This is a genomic window from Bradyrhizobium amphicarpaeae, from assembly GCF_002266435.3.
Taxonomy (GTDB): Bacteria; Pseudomonadota; Alphaproteobacteria; order Rhizobiales; family Xanthobacteraceae; genus Bradyrhizobium; species Bradyrhizobium amphicarpaeae.
In genome coordinates this window covers 5,658,940-5,679,208 of sequence record NZ_CP029426.2, presented here as the reverse complement: position 1 = coordinate 5,679,208, position 20,269 = coordinate 5,658,940, and the positions used below count along the sequence as shown (strand labels likewise).

Here is a 20,269-nt window from a genome sequence, read left to right as displayed (position 1 = left end):
GGATTCGCAGGGGTGCCGACAGCGGTCGGCGGTGTGGGTCTTGTATAAGTCGCTGTGGTCGTAGTGGGGCGGGTTCCTGATGAAATTTAGCCGGCAAACAACGCTTCGTGCGCAAGCCTCCGTGGCAGGCGTAGGCGTTCATTCCGGTCTTCCCGTCACCCTCACGATCGGACCTGCACCTGTCGATGCGGGTTTTATTTTTGTCCGCACCGGTCTCGAGGGGCGGGATCGCGAGGTTCAGGCGACCGCGCAGCAGGTGGTCGCGACGGATCTGGCGACCGTACTGGGCGACGATGACGGACCGCTTGTTTCCACGGCCGAGCACATTTTGGCGGCTCTGCGCGGAATGGGCGTGGACAATGCCACGATCGAGATCGACGGTGCGGAAGTGCCGATCATGGACGGCAGTGCGGCGGCCTTCGTCGCTGCGATTGATCAGGCCGGGATCGTCAACCAGTCGGCGCAACGCCGCTTCATTCAGGTTTTGAAGCCGGTTTCTGTCGCAATCGGCGACTCCTTTGGCGAGTTGCGGCCCTGTGCCGATGGTTTCCGCATTCAGATCGAGATTGACTTTGCCAACCCCGTGATTGGCCGGCAGAGCTATTCGCTGGAGCTCGCGCCGGAGCGCTTCCGCCGAGAGGTCGCACGTGCCCGGACTTTCGGTCTGATGTGCGATCAGGCGCGGCTCTGGGCTGCTGGCTACGGCCGCGGTGCTTCCTTCGACAATACCGTCGTGTTCGATGAGGAGCGGCTGCTCAATCCCGAGGGGCTGCGCTACGCCGACGAATGCGCCCGCCACAAGGTGCTGGACGTGATCGGCGACCTCGCGCTGGCTGGCCTGCCGCTGCTTGGCGCGTACCGCTCGGTACGTGGCGGCCACAAGCTCAACCATGCTGTCCTGACCGCGCTGCTCGCCGATCGTACCGCCTGGCGGGTGGTCGAGGGCGAGGTGGCCCGTCGTACCACGCGTCCCGTGGGCGAAGTCGGTCGTGGTATCGTCGGCGGCCGGATCGCTGCGGCTTACGGGCCGGACGTGTCCTGAACAGAGCTATTGCCGCGGGCCTCAGGCAGCGGCTTGTCCCGGGAAACCCCTGGTAACCATGATTGGCTAGCATTGCGGCAAGTTCGCCTTAATCCGGGCGAAATGCCTGCCTATCCGTTTGGTTAAAGATCGCTTTTCGGATACATCGGCGTGGTCGCATGGCAGGCACCACGGTTACATTTCGCGCCCATGACGGGGTTCATGGGCCGGCGGCACCGCATCACAGGGCGTCAGGGCTTCAACTCATGTCGGCACAGCGTATGACGCGCGGATATTTCCAGGCCTTGTCCCGAGAGGTCTCGTCGCGAGCCCGTGGGCTGCTTCACGCCGCCACCTTCATCATGCTCGCGCTGCCACTGGCCGGCTGCGGCACCGGCTCGCTCTGGGACAAGTTCACCGCCAAGGACGACACCTTCGTCGAGGAGCCCGCCGACAAGATCTACAATGAGGGCCTGTACCTCATGAACGAGAAGAAGGACATGAAGGCGGCGAACAAGAAGTTCGAAGAGGTCGACCGCCAACATCCTTATTCCGACTGGGCCCGCAAATCGCTGCTGATGTCGGCCTACGCGTCCTATCAGGGCGGCGACTATGACGGCTGCATCGGCGCCGCCACGCGTTACGTCACGCTGCATCCCGGCAGCCCGGATGCGGCCTATGCGCAATATCTGATCGCGGCATCCCATTACGACCAGATCCCGGACATCAGCCGCGACCAGGCCCGCACCGAGAAGTCGATCGCCGCGCTGGAAGAGGTGGTGCGCAAATATCCGAACTCGGAATACGCGACCTCCGCCAAGGCCAAGATCGAGGGTGCGCGCGACCAGCTTGCCGGCAAGGAAATGAATACCGGCCGCTATTACGCGCAGAAGCGCGACTACACGGCGGCGATCAACCGCTACAAGACCGTCGTCACGCAGTACCAGACCACCCGCCATGTCGAGGAGGCGCTGTTCCGGCTGACCGAGGCCTATATGGCGATCGGCATCGTCGGGGAGGCGCAGACCGCCGCGGCCGTGCTCGGCCATAATTTTCCTGACAGCCGCTGGTACAAGGACGCCTATAATCTTGTAAAATCCGGCGGTCTCGAGCCGAGCGAGAATCAGGGGTCCTGGATCAGCAAGACCTTCAAGAAGATGGGCCTCGGCTAGGAAATTTGGTTCCATGCTGGCGCGTCTATCGATCCGCGACATCGTCCTGATCGAACGGCTCGATATCGAATTCGCCACCGGGCTCGCGGTTTTGACCGGCGAGACCGGTGCGGGCAAATCCATCCTGCTCGATGCCTTTGCGCTGGCGCTCGGCGGCCGCGGCGACGCCGGCCTCGTGCGCCACGGCGCGGAGCAGGGGCAGGTCACTGCCGTGTTCGATATCCCGAAGAATCACCCCGCGGCGAAGATCCTCGCAGAGAACGGGCTCGAAGATACCGGCGAGATGATTCTCCGCCGCGTGCAGCTCGCCGACGGCCGCACCCGGGCCTTCATCAACGACCAGTCGATCAGCGTGCAGACGCTGAAGGCGGTCGGCGCCGCCCTGGTCGAGATCCATGGCCAGCATGACGAGCGCGCGCTGGTCGATGCCGCCACCCACCGCCGCCTGCTCGACGCGTTCGCCGGCCTGGAGAAGGACGTCGCCGCGGTCGAAACGCTCTGGGACGCACGCCGCACCGCCAACACGGCGCTGGAGGAGCATCGCGCCGGCATGGAGCGCGCCGCGCGCGAGGCCGACTATCTGCGCCACGCCTCCGCCGAGCTGAAGCAGCTCGCGCCCAAGGACGGCGAAGAGACCTCGCTGGCCAACCGCCGCACCACCATGATGCAGGGCGAGAAGATCGCCTCCGATTTGCGCGAAGCGCAGGAAGCGGTCGGTGGCCACCATTCGCCGGTCTCGACGCTGTCGGCGGCGGTACGCCGGCTGGAGCGCCGCGGCGTGAATTCGCCGGCGCTGGTCGAGCCCGCCGTGAAGGCGATCGACGCGGCGATCAACGCGCTGGAAGAAGCCGACCAGCATCTGCAGGCGGCGCTCGCAGCGACCGATTTCGATCCGGCCGAGCTCGAACGCATCGAGGAGCGCCTGTTCGCACTGAGGGCGGCCTCGCGCAAATATTCGACGCCGGTCGACGGGCTCGCCGCGCTGGCCGCGAAATACGCCGCCGACGTCGTGCTGATCGATGCCGGCGCCTCGCGGCTGAAGAAGCTGGAGCAGGCCGCGATCGAGGCCGATAGCCGCTATGCCGCCGCCGCCAAGAAGCTGTCGCTGGTGCGGCAGAAATCGGCCGAGAAGCTCAACAAGGCGGTCAACGCCGAGCTGGCGCCGCTCAAGCTCGAGCGCGCCAAGTTCATGACCCAGGTCACGACCGACGAGGCAGCTCCAGGCCCGCAAGGCTTCGACCGCGTCGAGTTCTGGGTGCAGACCAATCCGGGCACCAAGCCGGGGCCGATGATGAAGGTCGCCTCCGGCGGCGAGCTCTCGCGCTTCCTGCTGGCGCTCAAGGTCGTGCTGTCCGACCGCGGCTCGGCGCCGACGCTGGTGTTCGACGAGATCGACACCGGCGTGGGCGGCGCGGTCGCCGACGCCATCGGCGCGCGCCTGGCGCGGCTCGCGGGCAAGGTCCAGGTGATGGCCGTGACCCACGCCCCGCAGGTCGCCGCCCGCGCTGACCAGCATCTGCTGATCTCCAAGGACGCGCTCGATAAGGGCAAGCGCGTCGCCACCCGCGTCAATGCATTGGCCGCCGACCACCGCCGCGAGGAAATCGCGCGGATGCTGGCCGGCGCCGAGATCACGGCGGAAGCGCGGGCGGCCGCGGACCGGCTGCTTAAGGCGGCGAGTTAGATTGGGTGTCCCGGACGCGCGGAGCGCGAGCCGGGGCCCAGAATGCTGCCGCCTGGTGCTGCACAGCATCCAGGGAACAAACAGCCCAACCTACCTTTACCCTCCAGCCCGCTCCGTCGTATCCAAGCATCATGGCCAGAGCAGCAAAATCCAAAGCCACACCGCTTCGCGACGTCGCCGACCTCACCAAGCCCCAAGCCAAGGTCGAGCACATGCGGCTGGCGCTCGAGATCGAGGGGCATAACGAGCGCTACTATCAGGAAGACGCGCCCACCGTCACCGACGCCGAGTACGACGCACTGCGCCGGCGCTTCAACGCCATCGAGAAGCGCTTTCCTGAATTCGTCAGCGCGGACTCGCCCTCGCAGAAGGTCGGCGCGGCGCCGTCAGGCCGCTTCAGGAAAGTCGGCCATTCCGTCCCGATGCTGTCGCTCGACAACGCCTTTGCAGAAGAGGACGTGCGCGACTTCGTCGGCCGCATCATGCGCTTCCTGAAGCTCGACGACGACAAGGTCGATTTTTCCGCCGAGCCGAAGATCGACGGCCTCTCGATGTCGCTGCGCTACGAGGGCGGCGAACTGGTGACCGCGGCGACGCGCGGGGACGGCGCGGTCGGCGAGGATGTCACCGCCAACATCCGCACGCTCGAAGATGTTCCGCAGAAGTTGAAGGGACGCAACGTCCCCGATATCTGCGAGGTCCGCGGTGAGGTCTACATGACCAAGAAGGCGTTTCTCGCGCTCAACGAGCGGCAGAAGGCAGCCGGTGACACCATCTTCGCCAATCCGCGCAATTCGGCCGCCGGCTCGCTCCGGCAGAAGGATCCGACCATCACCGCCTCGCGTCCCCTCGGCTTCTTCGCCTATGCCTGGGGCGAGATGAGCACCATGCCGGAAGCGACGCAGAGTGGCATGATCGGCTGGTTCGAGCGCTGCGGCTTCAAGACCAATCCGCTGACCAAGCTATGCCACTCCGTCGAGGAGCTGATCGCGTTCCACCAGAGCATCGAGGAAGAGCGCGCCGAGCTTGACTACGACATCGACGGCGTCGTCTACAAGGTCGATCGCATCGACTGGCAGGAGCGTCTCGGCTTCGTCTCGCGCACGCCGCGCTGGGCAATCGCGCATAAATTCCCGGCCGAGCGCGCCATGACCGTGCTGCGCGACATCGAGATCCAGGTCGGCCGTACCGGCTCGTTCACGCCGGTCGGCAAGCTGGAGCCGGTCGGCGTCGGCGGCGTGATCGTGCAGAACGTCACGCTGCACAACGAGGACTACATCAAGGGCATCGGCAGCAAGGGCGAGAGCTTGCGCGAGGGGCGCGACATCAGGATCGGCGACACCGTCGTGATCCAGCGCGCCGGCGACGTGATTCCGCAGATCGTCGACGTCGTCCTCGACAAGCGACCGAAGACGGCGCGCGAATTCCATTTCCCGAAGAAGTGCCCGTGCCCGCTGCACACCGACGTCGTGCGTGGCGAGACGGCCGCCGGCGAAGAGGAATCCCGCGCCCGCTGCACCGGCGAGTTCGCCTGCCCCTACCAGAAGATCGAGCACTTGAAACTGTTCGTGTCACGCCGTGCTTTCGACATCGACGGTCTCGGGGAGAAGCAGTTGCAGTATTTCTTCGACGAAGGATGGGTCAAGGAGCCCGCCGACATCTTCACGCTGGAGAAGCGCAACGCGAAGCTGAAGCTGGAGGAGATCGAGGGCTACGGCGAGACGTCGGTCCGCAATCTCTTCGGCTCCATCGCAGCACGGCGCAAGATCGCTCTCGAGCGCTTCATCTATGCGCTCGGCATGCGTCATGTCGGCGAGACCACGGCCTTGGCGCTGGCGCGCGGCTACGGCTCCTGGGACGCCTTCCACGACGCCTGCCTGAAGGTCGCTCACGGCGACGAGGAGGCGATGGCCGAGATGGACGCGCTCGACCAGATCGGCGACACCGTGATCAAGAGCATCGCGGACTATTTCGGCGAGAGCCACAATCGCGGCATCGTCGAGCGGCTGACCAGGGAGGTCGAGATCGTCGACGCCGAGAAGCCGAAGAGCAATTCGGCGGTCGCCGGCAAGACCGTGGTGTTCACGGGCTCGCTGGAGAAGATGACGCGCGACGAGGCGAAGGCGACGGCAGAGCGTTTGGGGGCAAAGGTGTCGGGCTCGGTGTCGAAGAAGACCGATCTCGTCGTCGCCGGTCCCGGCGCGGGCTCGAAGCTCGCGGAGGCCAACAAGCACGGCGTCAAGGTGCTGACCGAGGACGAGTGGCTGGCGCTGATCGGGGAGTGAGGTGCTGCGCCTTCCCGCTCCGCTGTCATCGCCCGGCTTGACCGGGCGATCTAGTACGCCGAGGCAGCAGTGCTAGAGCCGAGAAGCTGCGGCGTACTGGGTCCCCCGCCTTCGCGGGGGATGACGCTGAGTGTGTGGTGACGGTCGTCGCACGTCGCCCCTCACATCATCCCCGTCTCTTCCTCCTCCGCCTGCTCGATCAGCGTCTCGCTTACAACCACCTCCCGGCGGGGGACGACGAAGATCATCATGCAGGCGCAGAGCAGCGAGATGGCGAGGACGGCCGAGGTCAGCGGCAGCGTCGTGGCTGAGTGGCCACCGAGATAGGCGCCGAATTGCGACATCAGCGCGCCGATCCCCTGTTGCAGAAAGCCCATGGCGCCCGACGCCGCGCCCGCGGCTTCGGGGCGGATGCTGATCGCGCCGGCCGCGGAATTCGCCATCACGAAGGCGTTGCCGACCATGACGATCATCTGCGTGCCGAACAGCCAGGCCGGCGCTTCGTTCCAGCCGGTGAAGCTCCACAACAGATTGAGGAGGCTGCCTGCGAGCTGGAGCGCGAGCCCGAGCCAGATCAGCTTCTCCAGCGAATGTCGCGGCGCGAACCGTACGCAAAGCAGGTTGCCGACGAGGTAGGCGAAGCCGGTGGTCGCGAACCAGGCGCCGTATTCGGCGCTGGTCCGGCCCATCTGCGTCACCACGATGTAGGGGCCGCCGCCTGCGAAGGTGAAGATGATCTGCGAAGCCAGCACCTGGCACATCACATAGCCGACGAAGGCGCGGCTCCTGAACAGGATGCCGACGTCGCCGCGGAAGCCGCTGCCGGCGGCGCGGCTGCGCCGCGTTTCGGGCAGCGCGAATGCGATGCCCACGGCGACGACGATCGCAGCGATGGTGATGGCGTAGAAGATCGCGCGCCAGCCGAATGCGGTCTCGATCAGGCCGCCGGTGAGTGGCGACACCATCTGGCCGATCATCAGCGCCGCGACCACGAGGCTGATCATGGAGGCGACGCGGTCGCGCTCGTAGATGTCGCGGATGATGGCGCGGCTGATCACCATGCCGGAGGCGCCGCCGAGCGCCTGGAAAAAACGCGCGGCAATCAGTTGCGGCAAGGTTTCGGCGAAGATGCAGCCGACGCTCGCCACGACCATCAGCGCCAGCCCTCCGAGCAGCACCGGACGCCGTCCGAACCGGTCCGACAGCGGTCCCATGATGAGCTGCGACAGCGCGATGCCGACCATGTAGAGCGACACCGTCATCTGCGCGATCGAGATGTCGCTGCCGAAATTCGTCGCCAGCACCGGCAGCGCCGGAACCAGGATATAGAGCGAGATCGGCGCGATCCCGGTCATGACGACCAGCAGCAGCAACACCGCGCGCGAGGTCGCAAGGTTGGTGGCCGCTCCCGGCGGCTTGCTGATCATGCCGTGCATAAACGTCCGTCTTTCGAATTCGAATCGACTGTAGCGCGCTCGCGCAAGACGGATATCGGCGTTTCGGAATGCGGCTATTCGGATTTCGGGATGGTGATGATTGCGGCGCGATGGCGACCGATTGGGCGCACATCTTGTTCCAGCAGGTCGGTGTCATTCCCCGCGAAAGCGGGGAATCCAGTACGCCGCGGCTTATCCGGATACGTTTGGCGTCTCTGGGATACTGGATGCCCCGCCTTCGCGGGGCATTACGATTGTGATGGAGCGAGCAGCCTTGCGTCAGTCGCGTAGCGCCATGCGCGCTACGCCTTCAGCTCCGCCGTAGCCTGATCGAGCCAAGCCCGCGTTGCTTCGTCCAGTGCCGGCCGCACCTCGGTCCGGACGCGTGCGTGGTAGGCATTGAGCCAGTCGAGTTCGTCGCGGCCCAGCATCGCGACATCGATCAGCCGGCGGTCGATCGGCGCCAGCGTCAGCGTCTCGAACGCGTTCATCGGCTTCTCGGCGTCCTGGATCTCGGCGGCGACGACCAGTTCGAGGTTCTCGATGCGGATGCCGAAACCGTCGGTCTTGTAGTAGCCGGGCTCGTTGGAGAGGATCATGCCGCGCTTCAGCGGCGTGGTCCCGAGCTTCGAGATCCGTGCCGGCCCCTCGTGCACCGAGAGATAGCTGCCGACGCCGTGACCGGTGCCGTGCTCGAAATCGACGCCGGCGGCCCAGAGATATTGCCGCGCCAGCGTGTCGAGCTGCGCGCCCGTGGCGCCGTCCGGAAAGACGGCGCGCGCGATCGCGATATGGCCGCGCAGCACGCGGGTGAAGCGGTCGCGCATCTCGTCGGTCGGCTCGCCCACCGCCATGGTCCGGGTGACGTCGGTGGTGCCGTCTTCGTATTGCGCGCCGGAATCGATCAGCAGCAGGTCGCCGCGCGCGATCCGCCGGTTGCTCTTGCGGGTGACGCGATAATGCACGATGGCGCCGTTCGGGCCGGTGCCGGAGATCGTCGGGAACGAGACGTCCTTCAAGGCGCCGGTATCCCGGCGGAATGTCTCCAGCGCCTCGACCGCGTCGATCTCTGTGAGCTTGCCACTTGGCGCCTCGCGGTCGATCCACGCGAGAAACCGCGCCAGCGCCACGGCGTCACGCACATGGGCGGTCTTCGTGCCCTTGATCTCGGTCGCGTTCTTGACCGCCTTGAGCAGCGCAATCGGATCGCTGCCGCGCACCGGCTTGCCACCGGCGCCCGCGATCAACCGGCTGAGCGCGTCGGCCGCAGTGGCACTGTCGAGCGCAATCGATCCACCGCCCTTGGCGAGCGCCATCAAGGTCGGCGCCATCGCATCGGGCTCGCGCACATCGGCGGACTGCTCAAGATGGTCGCGCGTCAGGTTGGAGAGTTTTCGGTGGTCGATGAAGATGGTGGGACGGCCGTCCTTCGGCACCAGCGCGTAGGACAGCGGCAGCGGGGTATGGGCGACGTCGGCGCCGCGGATGTTGAAGGTCCAGGCCACCGCGTGGCTGTCCGACAGCACCAGCGCGTCGGCGCCGAGCTTGCCGATCTCGGCCCTGATCTGCGTCAGCTTCTCGGCTTCTGTGACGCCGGCATTCTGCAGGCCGTGGACGCCGACGGGGGCCAGCGGCGGCTGCGGGCGGTCCTGCCAGATTGCGTCGATGGGATTGCTGTCGACGGCGACCAGCTCGGCGCCGGCCTTGGCGCAGGCGGCGGACAGGCGCTCGGCTGCCGCAAAAGTGTGCAGCCACGGATCGAATCCGAGGCGGTCGCCGGCCTTCAGGTGCGCCGACACCCAGCTCTCCGGCGGCGGGTCGATCAGGGATTCCACGGCCCAGGCCTTGGCATCGACCTGCTTGGCGGCCTGAAGCGTGTAGCGGCCGTCGACGAAAACCGCGGCCTCCTGGATCAGCACAACCGCGAGGCCCGCCGAGCCCGTGAAACCGGTCAGCCAGGCCAGCCGTTCTTCCGACGGCGGCACATATTCATTCTGCTGCTGATCGGCGCGCGGGATCACGAAGCCGGTCAGCTTGCGACGGGCGAGTTCTTCGCGAAGTGTGGCGAGCCGCGCCGTCAATGCGACGCCGGCCTCCGGCTCCTCGAATGTCTGGAAGTGTGCTTCGAACATGGTGGGTCACTTTAGGATTATGGGGACGAGTCCGCAATCTGGACGCATTTCGCGTCGCATCTGGCATGGACTGTGCTTGAATGGTTCCATTCGAATTGAGTGGAGTAAAGGATGCAGCAGTTGCGCTTCGTCCGGATAACAGGGAAATTCGAGCAGGTGGTTCATCTCAACGGCGAGAGGACACACGATGCCAGCGTTCACGTTTGAGAAGATTACGCCCCCGGCGCGCCGCGCCCCGACCGCGGCGGCACCGGAAAAGCCGCGCGGCGTCATCAGCCAGATGATCGACCGTATTGCAGAGCGCCGCGCGAGGCGCGCCTTGCGGACCGAGCACGCGATGCGTCGCGACGAGAAGCCGGCGGAGTAGGGCGATATTTTGTAAGGTGGGTCACGCCGAGCGATTGCGCTTTGCGCAATCGCAGGGCTGACCGCCCCACGACGCCTCGCTCAATCCATCTTCCGCAGCAACAGGCTGCTCCACCCCTCGATCCGCAGATGCTTCACCGGCACGAGGCCGCGGGCGCGATAGGCCGCGATCACGGCGGGGGCCTGGTGCGTCAGCAGGCCGGAGAGGATGACGCGTGCGCCGGGCGCGAGGTGCCGCGCCATCGGGCCCGCCAGCTGCCTGAGCGGGTTGGCGAGGATGTTGGCCAGCACCAGGTCGAACGGGCCGGCCTTTCCGAAATCCGGCGCGGCGAAGCCGATGGCGCGGATCACCCGGACCTGGTTTCCAACCTCGTTCAGCACCGCGTTCTCGGCCGCCACCCGCACAGACGGCGGGTCGATGTCGGAGGCGAGCACCGCGCGATGCAACGCTTTCGCCGCCGCGATGCCGAGAACACCGGTTCCGGTCCCGAGGTCGAGCAGGTTCCGCGGCCGGGAACTCTTCAGGACATGGTCAAGCAGCAGTAAACAGCCACGCGTGGTTCCGTGGTGCCCGGTGCCGAAGGCGAGCGCCGCCTCGATCTCGATCGCGAGCTTGTTCGGCGCCACACGATCGCGGTCATGGCTGCCGTGCACAACGAAGCGCCCGGCCGGGACCGGGACCAGATCTTCCAGGCTGGCCTTGACCCAGTCCTTGGCCTCAACGGTGTCGAAACTGAGCCCTGCGGCGACGTGATTTCCTGCCGAAGTTACAATGAGTTCGCGCAGCCAGGCCTGATCGGGCGCCTCGGCGAAATGGAGCGTGACGTCCCATGGACCGTCGGGCCGCTCGAAGGCGGCAACCGCCGCATCGCCGTCGAAAAACACCTCGGTGAGCACGTCGACGACGCGCCTGGCGTCGGCCTCGCTGCCGATTGAAAAGCTGGCGCGATGGGTGGGAGAAGGCTGCATTCAGGGTTCCGTTGAGTTCAATTTTTGGAACTTTCGTCGGCAATTTTCCGCATAAGTTGCGGTTCCCGGATTAACCGGGCTGTAGGTTGCACCTCGTACATTCTCAGATGTTGAAACCAACCAACACAGCTTGGAATTGTAACGGAGGCGAGTCTTGAAGCGCATGGTTCAAAAGTTCTGGTCGGACGAGTCCGGTGCAACCGCGATCGAGTACGGCCTGATTGCCGCAGGTATCGCTCTGGCGATCATCACAGTGGTGAACAGCCTGGGCGTCACCCTCAACGACAAGTTCACGTCGATTAGCACCTCCTTGAAGTAATTTCCGCCTCCATTTCCCAGCGGGGGCTGTTTTCTTCAAAGGCTATTCCTAATCGCCGCCCGCGAGGGGTTTTCCCCTGGCGGGCGAGGTCGTTTTAGGGCGACCGTTCTCGGTCGATTTCACAAATTGTCCACTGCGCGCCAGCACGCCATCCCCTCGCTTTTCCCGCGATTGTCCTGCCGATTTTCCACCGACTTTCCCCAAGTTCGGTCCCGACCTTCTGGCCCATGTATCCTCGGTCTGACCAACGACCTGCCAACAGACCTGTCCACAGCCCATCCACAGACCTATCCACGGCTTCCGAACAGCGAGCGGTGATCCCTCAAGATCGCCTGCGCGGCGTTATGGCCGGGAGCGCCGGTGACGCCGCCGCCGGGATGGGCGCCCGAGCCGCAATGGTAGAGGCCCTTGAGCGGTCCGCGATAATCGGCATGGCCCAGCATTGGCCGTGCCGAGAACAGCTGGTTCAAGGTCAGCGCGCCATGGAAGATGTCGCCTCCCAGCAGCCCGAACTGCCGTTCGAGGTCGAGCGGGGACAGGATCTGGCGGCCCAGCACGCTTGCCGCAAAACCCGGCGCGTACTTGTCCACCGTCGCGATCATGAGATCGGCGACGTCTTCGCGATGGTCGTCCCACGATCGTCCGTCGGGAAGCTCCGGCGCGACGTGCTGGCAGAACAGGCTGGCGACGTGCTTTCCAGCCGGGGCCAGCGTGTCGTCGAGCGTCGAGGGGATCAGCATCTCGACGACCGGCTCCCGGCTCCAGCCCTGCGCCCGCGCATCGAGCCAGGCGCGGTCCATGTAGGGAAGGCTCGGCGCCAGGATGATGCCGGAGGAGAGATGATCGCCTTCGCCCGGTAGCGCCGTGAAGGAGGGCAGGCGGTCCAGCGCCACGTTCATGCGGAAGGTGCCGGAGCCGTTCTTCCAGTGCCGGATGCGGGCGAGGAAGTCCGCAGGCAGAGCGTCGGCCGCGACCAGCCGCGTATAGAGCAGCTTCGGATTGACGTTGGCCGCGACATATTTCGCGCGGATGGTCTCGCCATTCTCCAGCACGATTCCGACGGCGCGGTCGCGCTCGACGATGACTTCGCGGACGCCCGCATCGGTGTCGATCGCAACGCCTCGCTCGCGCGCGGCGCGCGCCATGGCCTGCGTGATCGCGCCCATGCCGCCGATGGCGTGGCCCCAGACGCCCTTCTTGCCGTTCACCTCGCCGAAGGCGTGATGCAGCATCACATAGGCCGAGCCTGCGGCGTAGGGGCTGGCGTAATTGCCGACGATGGCGTCGAAGCCGAACAGCGCCTTGACCAGATCATGCTCGAAGCGTTCGTCCAGCATCTCGCCGGCCGAGCGGGTGAAGAGATCGAGCAGGCTGCGGCTCTGTTCCAGCGTCAGGCCGCGCAGGATGTTGGCACTCTTCCAGGCGTTGACGCCTTCGCGCAACGCCGCTGCACCAAAGCCGTCGACGAGGTTCGGCGGCGCGCGCAGCACGAATTGCCTGAGCACGTCGGCGATGTCTTCCAGTTCGCGTGAAAACCCGTCGAGCGCGCCTGCGTCATGCGGGCTCAGCCGCGCGACGGATGCCTTCGTCCGTCCCTCGCCGGTGAGGAGATAGCTGCCGTCGGGCGCGGGCAGAAAATTCTGGGCGCGCCGTTCGACGATCCGCAGGCCCTGTTCGGCGAGACCGAGGTCACAGACCACCTGCGGATTGAGCAGGCTCACGGTATAGGCCGCGACCGAATTGCGGAAACCGGGGTGAAACTCCTCCGTCACGGCTGCTCCGCCGACCACGTGGCGGCGCTCGACCACGCGCACGCGCAGGCCTGCACCCGCGAGGTAGGCCGCGCAAGTGAGGCCGTTATGGCCAGCGCCGATGATGACGACGTCGGTTTCGGTCATGATGAGTTCAATGTTCCACGGTCATGGTGGGATGGTCCGACGACCAGCCCCGCAATGACATCTGTATATCAAGCGTTCCTCGCTGCAACATCACGACACCCTTTATTGCCCGTTCAGGCGCCTTGTGCTCCATTGCGCGCGTCCGGCGCCCGCCGGGTTTGAGCCGGAGCTTCCATGGATTCGATCGCGCAACCTGCCGCCACGGAGCAGCCGTCCTCGTCACGCAACCGGCTGCTCCTGACGGTCTACACCGCTGCGATCTTCGTCAGCGCGCTGCTGCTGTTCTCGGTGCAGCCGCTGTTCACGAAGATGGTACTGCCGCGGCTCGGCGGCTCGCCGGCGGTGTGGTCGGTGGCGATGGTGTTCTTCCAGTCGCTATTGCTGGCAGGCTACGCCTATGCCCATCTGTTGATGCAGGCGAAGAACCGGATCGTTCCGGTCGCGGTGCATCTGGTGCTATTGGTGCTGGCCTTCGTCACGCTGCCGCTCGGCATCGCCTCGGCCTATGGCGAGCCGCCCGCGTCGGGCTATGCGTTCTGGCTGCTCGGTCTGTTCGTGGTCTCGATCGGCCTGCCGTTCTTTGCGCTCGCCGCCAACAATCCGCTGCTGCAGGCCTGGTTCGTTCGCACCGGCCATCCCGCCGGACACGACCCCTATTTCCTCTATGCCTCCTCCAACATCGGCAGCTTCCTCGCGCTGCTGTCCTACCCGTTCCTGCTCGAGCCGATGTTCACGCTGCATGCGCAGAACCGGCTCTGGACCGGGGGCTATGGCCTGTTGATCCTGCTGATCGCCGCCTGCGGCGTGCTGTTGTTGCGCTCGCCGAAGCTGGCAATGGTCGACGCGCGGACCGAGGACGCCGATGCGCCCGCGCCCGATATCGTGACGCGGCTGCGCTGGATCTTTCTCGCCGCGGTGCCCTCGGGTCTTCTCATCGCGGTCACCGCGCACATCTCGACCGACGTCGCCGCGGCGCCGTTGCTCTGGGTGCTGCCGCTGTCGCTGTATCTGCTCACCTGGGTCGTGGTGTTCCAGTCACGGCCGCTGCTGCCGCACAAATGGATGCTGATGCTGCAGCCGGTCGCGATCGCGGGCGTCATCGTCCTGCTCGCGTTCGGCGGCGAGCAGAACTTGCTGCTGACGCTCGGCGGCCACCAATTATGCTTCTTCATCATCGCCATGGCCTGTCACGGCGAATTGGCGCGGACCCGGCCGGCCGCCAGATATCTCACCGGTTTCTACGTCGCGCTGTCGTTCGGCGGCATGGTCGGCGGTCTCTTTGCTGGTCTCGTTGCGCCCTTCACCTTCTCGTGGATCGCCGAATACCCGATCCTGATCGCGTTTGCCGCGCTGTGCCGGCCGTCAACGAACGAGCGTCTCGCAGGTGTCGTCAAATGGTACTGGCTGGGGCTCGCCGCGCTCGCGGTCGCGCTGGTGGCGCCGTCCTATATCCCAGGCAGCCCCTCGGCCTGGCTGGAGGATCACCGCGTCTGGGTCGCCGGCTCCGTCGGCGTGCTCGCCGCGCTGCTGGCACTGACGCTCAATGCCGGCCGCTGGAAGATCTTCGCCACCGTCGCGCTCGCGCTGGCGTTGATCCGCGTCTACCCCGCGGACGAAGGCCGGGTGACGACGGTGCGCAGCTTCTTCGGCGTGCACAAGATCGTGGTGACGCCCGGCGGCTATTTCCACGTGCTGATGCACGGCACCACCATCCACGGTGCCGAACGCTTCCGCAACAATGACGGCACGCCGGTGACCGGCCGGCCCGAGCCGATCACCTATTATCACAAGGACGGCGGCATCGGTCAGGCCGTCAGCGCGGTCCGCGAGCGCAAGGGCGCAGCCCTCAAGGTCGCCGCGATCGGCGTCGGATCGGGCACGCTCGCCTGCGCCGCCGAACCCGGCGAGGACTGGAAATTCTTCGAGATCGACCAGTCGATGGTGGATGCCGCGCGTGATCCGAAGAATTTCCGCTACATCTCGAGCTGCCTGCCGGAGATGAAGCCGGTGATCGGCGACGCGCGTCTCACCTTCGCAAAGGAGCCCGACGGCGCCTACGACCTCATCATCGTCGACGCCTATTCGTCGGATGCGATCCCGATTCATCTCGCCACCGAAGAGGCGATGAAGATCTACAAGGACAAGCTCGCCCCGCACGGGGCGGTGGTGATGCACGTCTCCAACCGGCATCTCGATCTCGAGACCGTGGTGGTCGGCATTGCCGACGCCAACGATCTCAAGAGCTGGGTTTTCAACGAGGATTCCGGGCGCGATGGCGACTATATCTTCTCGACCGACGTCGTCATCTCCGCGCGCGAGGAGGCCGATGTCGGCAGGCTCGCGTCCTCCAAGGTCTGGGAGCAGACCGAAGCCGACGACAGGGTGCGGGTCTGGACCGACGACTATTCCAACATCCTGGGCGCTTTGTACCGGCGCTTGAAGAACGGGGAGTAGGGTGGCACGACAACCGTCTCCGTGCCCCGGACGCGGCGCAGCGCTTCTTCAGCGGTGCGCTGCAGAGCCGGGGCCCATGGCGCGCCGTTCTGGGTCCCGGCTCTGCGGAGCAGCGTTGCACGCTGCACCGCGTCCGGGACACGAGACTGGAGTTACGGTGCGACCGGCGTGCCCGCCGGCAGCGTAATGCCCTTCCCGCCGGCAACCTCGCGCAGCAGGTCGGGCCGGTCGGAAATGATGCCGTCGACACCGAGCTCGATCATCCGCGCCATGTCTTCGCGTTTGTTGACCGTCCACACCACGACGCGCAAGCCGAACTGGTGGGCTTCGGCGATGAGTGCGGCGGTCACATCGCCGAAATAGGGCGACCAGATCGCACCGCCCGCCGTCTTGATCGTCCGCGGCAGCGAGCCGCCGTGATCAGCCGGGCTGAAGCCCGCCGTCCAGTTGGTCGCCTTGTCCAGCGCGACTGTCTGGCCCGAGCCTCGCTGCAGCGTCAAGTACACCGTCGGGATTTTGGGCGCCTGCTGCTGGACCAGAAGCAGGGTTCGCCAGTCGAACGACTGGACCATGACGCGATCGGAGAATCCCTCGGCCTCGATCAACTCCAGCAGCTTTGCGACGAAGGTTTGCGGATCGAGCGTCTCGTCGGGATGGTTCGGATCGATCTTGGTCTCGATGTTGAAACGCACGCGCATGTTGCCGGATTTGCGCACCAGCGCAAACAATTCCTTCAGCGTGGGAATGCGTGTCCCCGGTATTGCGCGCTGATCGGGGAATTGCTTCGCATAAGAACTGTCCGGTCGGATCTGGCCGACGTCATAGCTTCTGACGTCGGCCAGCTTGAGCGTCACGAAAGGAGGCCCGGGCGGCGGCACATAGGCGCCACGCGCATCCCGCGCGAGATCAGGATTGAGACCGCGCTCGTGCGACACAATCACCTCGCCGTCGGCGGTGACGCCGACGTCGAGCTCCAGGGTGTCCACGCCCATCGTCAGCGCGTTGGCAAAGGCCGGCAGGCTGTTTTCCGGCAGTAGCGCTCGCCCGCCGCGATGCGCCTCGAGGTCGAAAGCCACGTCGGATCCCATAGCCTCTCCCGCAATCAGGACCGAGAGCGCGGTCAGAATTATCGTTGCACGTGATGTCATCACAGTCCGAAGAGGCAGTGAAAAGCACGGCATCTAAACGTATTTTGCGTGCCGAGCCAAATCTACAGGCTGTCGTGGCCCGGTTCACGCCCAAGACTGCGCAATTCCCTGCTGTCGACAGGTGCGATGCCTGCCCGTATCCTCCGCGGATTGCCATTTGACGCGCGTGACGGGATTTTCGCATGAACCGCGCCCGCCTGTTTGTCGCATTCTTGCTTGTGGTCCTGATGTCCGGACCCGCCTTGGCCCAGCGCGGCAACGATTTCGATTCTCTGGTCGCTCAGATGAACGCGGCCACCCAGGCCGGCCGCTGGGCCGAGGGGCTGGCTGCGGCCCAGAAGCTTGAAACCCTGGTGCGGCGCCGGCAGGGCGCCGACAACATGAATTATGCCGGGGTGCTGCACAACGAAGGCATGTATCTGCACAATCTCGGTCGCTTCCCGGAAGCGGTCGACAAGCTCAACGCGGCGCTCGCCATCAAGCTACGCAACAGCGATGTCGCCTCGACGCTGCGCACCTCGAACATCCTGGTCGGATCGCTCGGCATGCTCGAGCGACGGGCGGAGGCGACCGCGGTCGCCGAGCGGGCGCTCGCGCTCGGCACCAGCGCTTTCGGCGCCAACGACGGCAGCCTCGCCGGGACGCTGTCGGCGCTCGGCGGGCTCGCGCGCGACAACGAGAATTTCAAGGAAGCGGCCGGCTATCTCGAACGGGCCCTCTCGGCCTTGCAGGCCGCCAACGCGCCTCCTCTCGATGTCGCCTCCGCGATGGACGATCTTGGAGATGTCTACGGACTGCTCGGGCGCTTCGACGACGGCGAGCGACTGTTGAAACAGGGGATCGAGCTGCTCGATCGCAGCTTTGGCAAGGATGCCGAGACCAAGCTGAACTACGACAAGATACTCAACGATCTCGGCAACCTCTATCTGGATGCCGGCCGTCTGGCCGAGGCGGAGGCGTCGATGCGGCGCTCGCTTGCGATCACGCGGGCGCGACGCGGCGAGACCCATCCGAACGTTGCGGCCAGCACCGGCAACCTCGCAACTGTGCTTGAGCACGAGGCGCGTTATGCGGAGGCGGAGAAACTCTATCAGCAGACGCTGCAGGCTTACGAGCGCATCTACGGTCCGAACCATCCGACCACGGCTATCGGGCTGAACAATCTTGCCAACGCCTTTTCAGCGCAGGGCAAGCACGAGGCAGCGGCCGGTCTGCAGGAGCGGGTGCTCGCGATCTATGAAAAGTCCTTTGGCGCCGATAGCCCGGATGTCGGCCGCGCGCTGAACAATCTGGCCAACAGCTATTCGGACCTCGGGCGTAAGGAACAGGCCCTCGGTCTCTACCGCCGCTCGCTCGCCGTCATTGAGCGCAAGTTCGGTGAAGGCAGCGGCCCGACCGCGGTTGCCGCCGGCTCGCTCGGGCAAGCCCTGATGGACGCTGGCCAGATCGATGAGGCGAGACGGCTTCTGCTCCGCTGCCTCGAGATCGACGAGCGCGTACTCGGTGCCGCGCATCCGCAACTCGTGAAGGACCTGCGGGCCGTCGCGCTGCTCGACCTCAAGACCGGCAACATGGCCGAGGCCCGCGGCCGGCTCGACCGCGCGCTTGCGATCGCGCAGGACAGGCTCGGGCCACGGCACCGCGATTCCATCGCTACGATGATCAACCTGGCCGACGCCGATCGCCGCGAGGGCAAGTGGCCGGATGCCCTGGCGCGGCTGCGGCTGGCTGCCGCCGCGCTGAACGCAGAGAAGAATACGCAGTTCGTCCGTTTTCCCGAGATCGATCCCTGGCTGATCGATGCGATCTGGCGCGTCTCCGACGGCAAGCTGGACAATGCCGCGAAGGACGAGGCCTTCGGCGCCGCTCAGCGCGCCCACGAGACCAGCGCGGGGGCCGCGCTGTCGCAAATGGCGGCCCGGTTCGGCGCCGGCAACGATGCGATCGCCGGACTGGTGAGGCGGCAGCAGGATCTGAAAGCGAACCTCGAAACGCTCGAAAAGCGCGTGACGTCCGAGCTCGGGCAGGCGGACGGCAAGCGCAACGACGCATTGATCGCCAGCTTGCGCGCGCAGACCGCGCAAACGCGAAAATCGCTTGAAGACGTCTCGGCTCAGCTCGACCGCAGCTTTCCGGCCTATGCTGAATTGTCCAATCCGCGACCGCTGTCCATCGCGCAAACGCAGGGGCTGCTGAAGCCCGACGAAGCTTTGGTGGCGTTCATCCTGCGCGGTGACAAGAGTTACGCGTTGGCGGTGACGCGTGAGGCAAGCGCGCTGCGTCAGATCGCGCTTGGCAGCCGCGAGATCGTCGACCGTGTTGCCCATCTGCGGCTCGGGCTCGGCAATCCCGAGGCCGCCCAATCGTCATTCGACCTCGATGCCTCCTTCGAACTCTACAATGCGCTATTCGGCCCGATATCGGCCGACATCTCCGGCAAGCTAAAACTGCTGGTCGTCCCGGCCGGTGCGCTCACCAGCCTGCCGTTTCATGTGCTGGTGACGAAGAAGCCCGACACGGCGTCCGCCGACCGCTTTCGGCAGGCGGCGTGGCTGCTCAACGAGCGCGCCATCACGGTGTTACCATCGGTGCCGAGCCTGCGTGCGTTGCGCAGCTTTGCCAGGGACTCACGCGCGCAAAAGCCGTTCATCGGATTTGGCGATCCGGTGCTGCGGCGTTCGCCGAGCGACAAGCGCGCGGGGCGCAACGTGCAGCCATACCCAAGCTACTATGACGGCACTTCCGTCGATATCGAGCGCCTGCGCACGGGGCTGCCTCCGCTGCCGGAAACCGCGGGCGAGCTCCAGGCTGTGGCGCTTGCGCTCGGCGCCTCGCCGCAGGACGACGTCAAGCTCGGCTCAGCCGCGACCGTGACCAGCGTGAGCACTCTGCCGCTCGATCAATACCGTGTCGTCGATTTCGCGACCCACGGTCTCGTCGCCGGCGAGGTCAGCGGCCTCAGCGAGCCCGCGCTCGTGCTGACATTGCCGGACAAGCCGACCAGCGACGATGACGGTCTGCTCACGGCAAGTCGCATCGCAAAACTCAAGCTGGATGCGGACTGGGCGGTGCTTTCGGCCTGCAACACGGCAGCCGGCGACAAGCCTGGCGCCGAGGGCCTTTCGGGCCTCGCGCGCGCGTTCTTCTATGCCGGCGCGCGAGCGCTTCTCGTCTCGCATTGGCCGGTCGATTCCGATGCAGCGGTGCGGCTGACCACGGGCGCCTTCTCCGAGCTCGCCGCGCATCCCGGCATCGGCCGTGCCGAAGCGCTGCGCCGGTCGATGAAGGCCTTGATTGCCGACCGGTCGTCGTCCCGCAACGCCGATCCTGCCGTGTGGGCGCCGTTCGTGCTGGTGGGCGAGGGCGGCTGACGGCGCCCCCTCGG

Annotated in this window: 13 protein-coding genes; 8 read left to right on the top strand and 5 right to left on the bottom strand. The window is 65.7% G+C overall.

Annotated elements, in window-relative coordinates; all coding sequences use genetic code 11:
• Positions 1–79 precede the first annotated feature (79 nt).
• The 4 genes from lpxC (at position 80) to ligA (ending at position 6,162) form a co-directional block, all read left to right on the top strand.
• Positions 80–1,042 carry a UDP-3-O-acyl-N-acetylglucosamine deacetylase gene (gene lpxC, locus CIT40_RS26590; RefSeq protein WP_094893889.1) on the top strand — a complete coding sequence of 321 codons (963 nt, stop codon included), beginning with the start codon at positions 80–82 and terminating at the stop codon, positions 1,040–1,042.
• A 245-nt stretch (positions 1,043–1,287) separates the two neighbouring features.
• Positions 1,288–2,193 carry an outer membrane protein assembly factor BamD gene (locus CIT40_RS26585; RefSeq protein WP_094893890.1) on the top strand — a complete coding sequence of 302 codons (906 nt, stop codon included), beginning with the start codon at positions 1,288–1,290 and terminating at the stop codon, positions 2,191–2,193.
• 13 nt (positions 2,194–2,206) lie between these two features.
• Positions 2,207–3,877, top strand: a complete 1,671-nt coding sequence (recN, locus tag CIT40_RS26580; protein WP_094893891.1) for a DNA repair protein RecN — start codon at positions 2,207–2,209, stop codon at positions 3,875–3,877.
• A 131-nt stretch (positions 3,878–4,008) separates the two neighbouring features.
• A complete protein-coding gene (gene ligA / locus CIT40_RS26575) occupies positions 4,009–6,162 on the top strand; it encodes an NAD-dependent DNA ligase LigA (RefSeq protein WP_162307687.1) in 2,154 nt (717 codons plus the stop codon).
• A 161-nt stretch (positions 6,163–6,323) separates the two neighbouring features.
• On the opposite strand, the gene CIT40_RS26570 is transcribed toward ligA, so the two are convergent.
• Positions 6,324–7,598: a multidrug effflux MFS transporter gene (locus tag CIT40_RS26570; protein WP_094893892.1), complete on the bottom strand. Its 1,275-nt coding sequence runs from the start codon at positions 7,596–7,598 to the stop codon at positions 6,324–6,326.
• A 302-nt stretch (positions 7,599–7,900) separates the two neighbouring features.
• Positions 7,901–9,730, bottom strand: a complete 1,830-nt coding sequence (locus tag CIT40_RS26565) for an aminopeptidase P family protein (protein WP_094893893.1) — start codon at positions 9,728–9,730, stop codon at positions 7,901–7,903.
• Between the two features lie 187 nt (positions 9,731–9,917).
• Here CIT40_RS26565 and CIT40_RS26560 point away from each other — a divergent pair, with 187 nt between their 5' ends.
• On the top strand, positions 9,918–10,097 hold the full coding sequence (locus CIT40_RS26560; RefSeq protein ID WP_094893894.1) for a hypothetical protein: 180 nt from the start codon (positions 9,918–9,920) through the stop codon (positions 10,095–10,097).
• A gap of 80 nt (positions 10,098–10,177) precedes the next feature.
• On the opposite strand, the gene CIT40_RS26555 is transcribed toward CIT40_RS26560, so the two are convergent.
• Positions 10,178–11,065 carry a 50S ribosomal protein L11 methyltransferase gene (locus CIT40_RS26555; RefSeq protein ID WP_094893895.1) on the bottom strand — a complete coding sequence of 296 codons (888 nt, stop codon included), beginning with the start codon at positions 11,063–11,065 and terminating at the stop codon, positions 10,178–10,180.
• Between the two features lie 163 nt (positions 11,066–11,228).
• Here CIT40_RS26555 and CIT40_RS26550 point away from each other — a divergent pair, with 163 nt between their 5' ends.
• The gene (locus tag CIT40_RS26550; RefSeq protein WP_094893896.1) at positions 11,229–11,384 is read left to right on the top strand and encodes a Flp family type IVb pilin; all 156 of its coding nucleotides are present in this window, start codon (positions 11,229–11,231) and stop codon (positions 11,382–11,384) included.
• Positions 11,385–11,671: 287 nt separating this feature from the next.
• Here the strand turns inward: CIT40_RS26550 and CIT40_RS26545 are convergent, their stop codons facing one another.
• Positions 11,672–13,282, bottom strand: coding sequence for a phytoene desaturase family protein (locus CIT40_RS26545; RefSeq protein WP_094893897.1), 1,611 nt, complete (start codon positions 13,280–13,282; stop codon positions 11,672–11,674).
• 174 nt (positions 13,283–13,456) lie between these two features.
• On the opposite strand from CIT40_RS26545, the gene CIT40_RS26540 reads away from it, so the two are divergent.
• Positions 13,457–15,736, top strand: a complete 2,280-nt coding sequence (locus CIT40_RS26540; RefSeq protein WP_094893898.1) for a spermidine synthase — start codon at positions 13,457–13,459, stop codon at positions 15,734–15,736.
• A gap of 152 nt (positions 15,737–15,888) precedes the next feature.
• Here the strand turns inward: CIT40_RS26540 and CIT40_RS26535 are convergent, their stop codons facing one another.
• A complete protein-coding gene (locus CIT40_RS26535; protein WP_244611854.1) occupies positions 15,889–16,824 on the bottom strand; it encodes a glycerophosphodiester phosphodiesterase in 936 nt (311 codons plus the stop codon).
• Between the two features lie 242 nt (positions 16,825–17,066).
• Between CIT40_RS26535 and CIT40_RS26530 the strand changes: the two genes are divergently transcribed.
• On the top strand, positions 17,067–20,255 hold the full coding sequence (locus tag CIT40_RS26530) for a CHAT domain-containing tetratricopeptide repeat protein (RefSeq protein WP_094893900.1): 3,189 nt from the start codon (positions 17,067–17,069) through the stop codon (positions 20,253–20,255).
• The last annotated feature ends 14 nt before the right edge of the window (positions 20,256–20,269 follow it).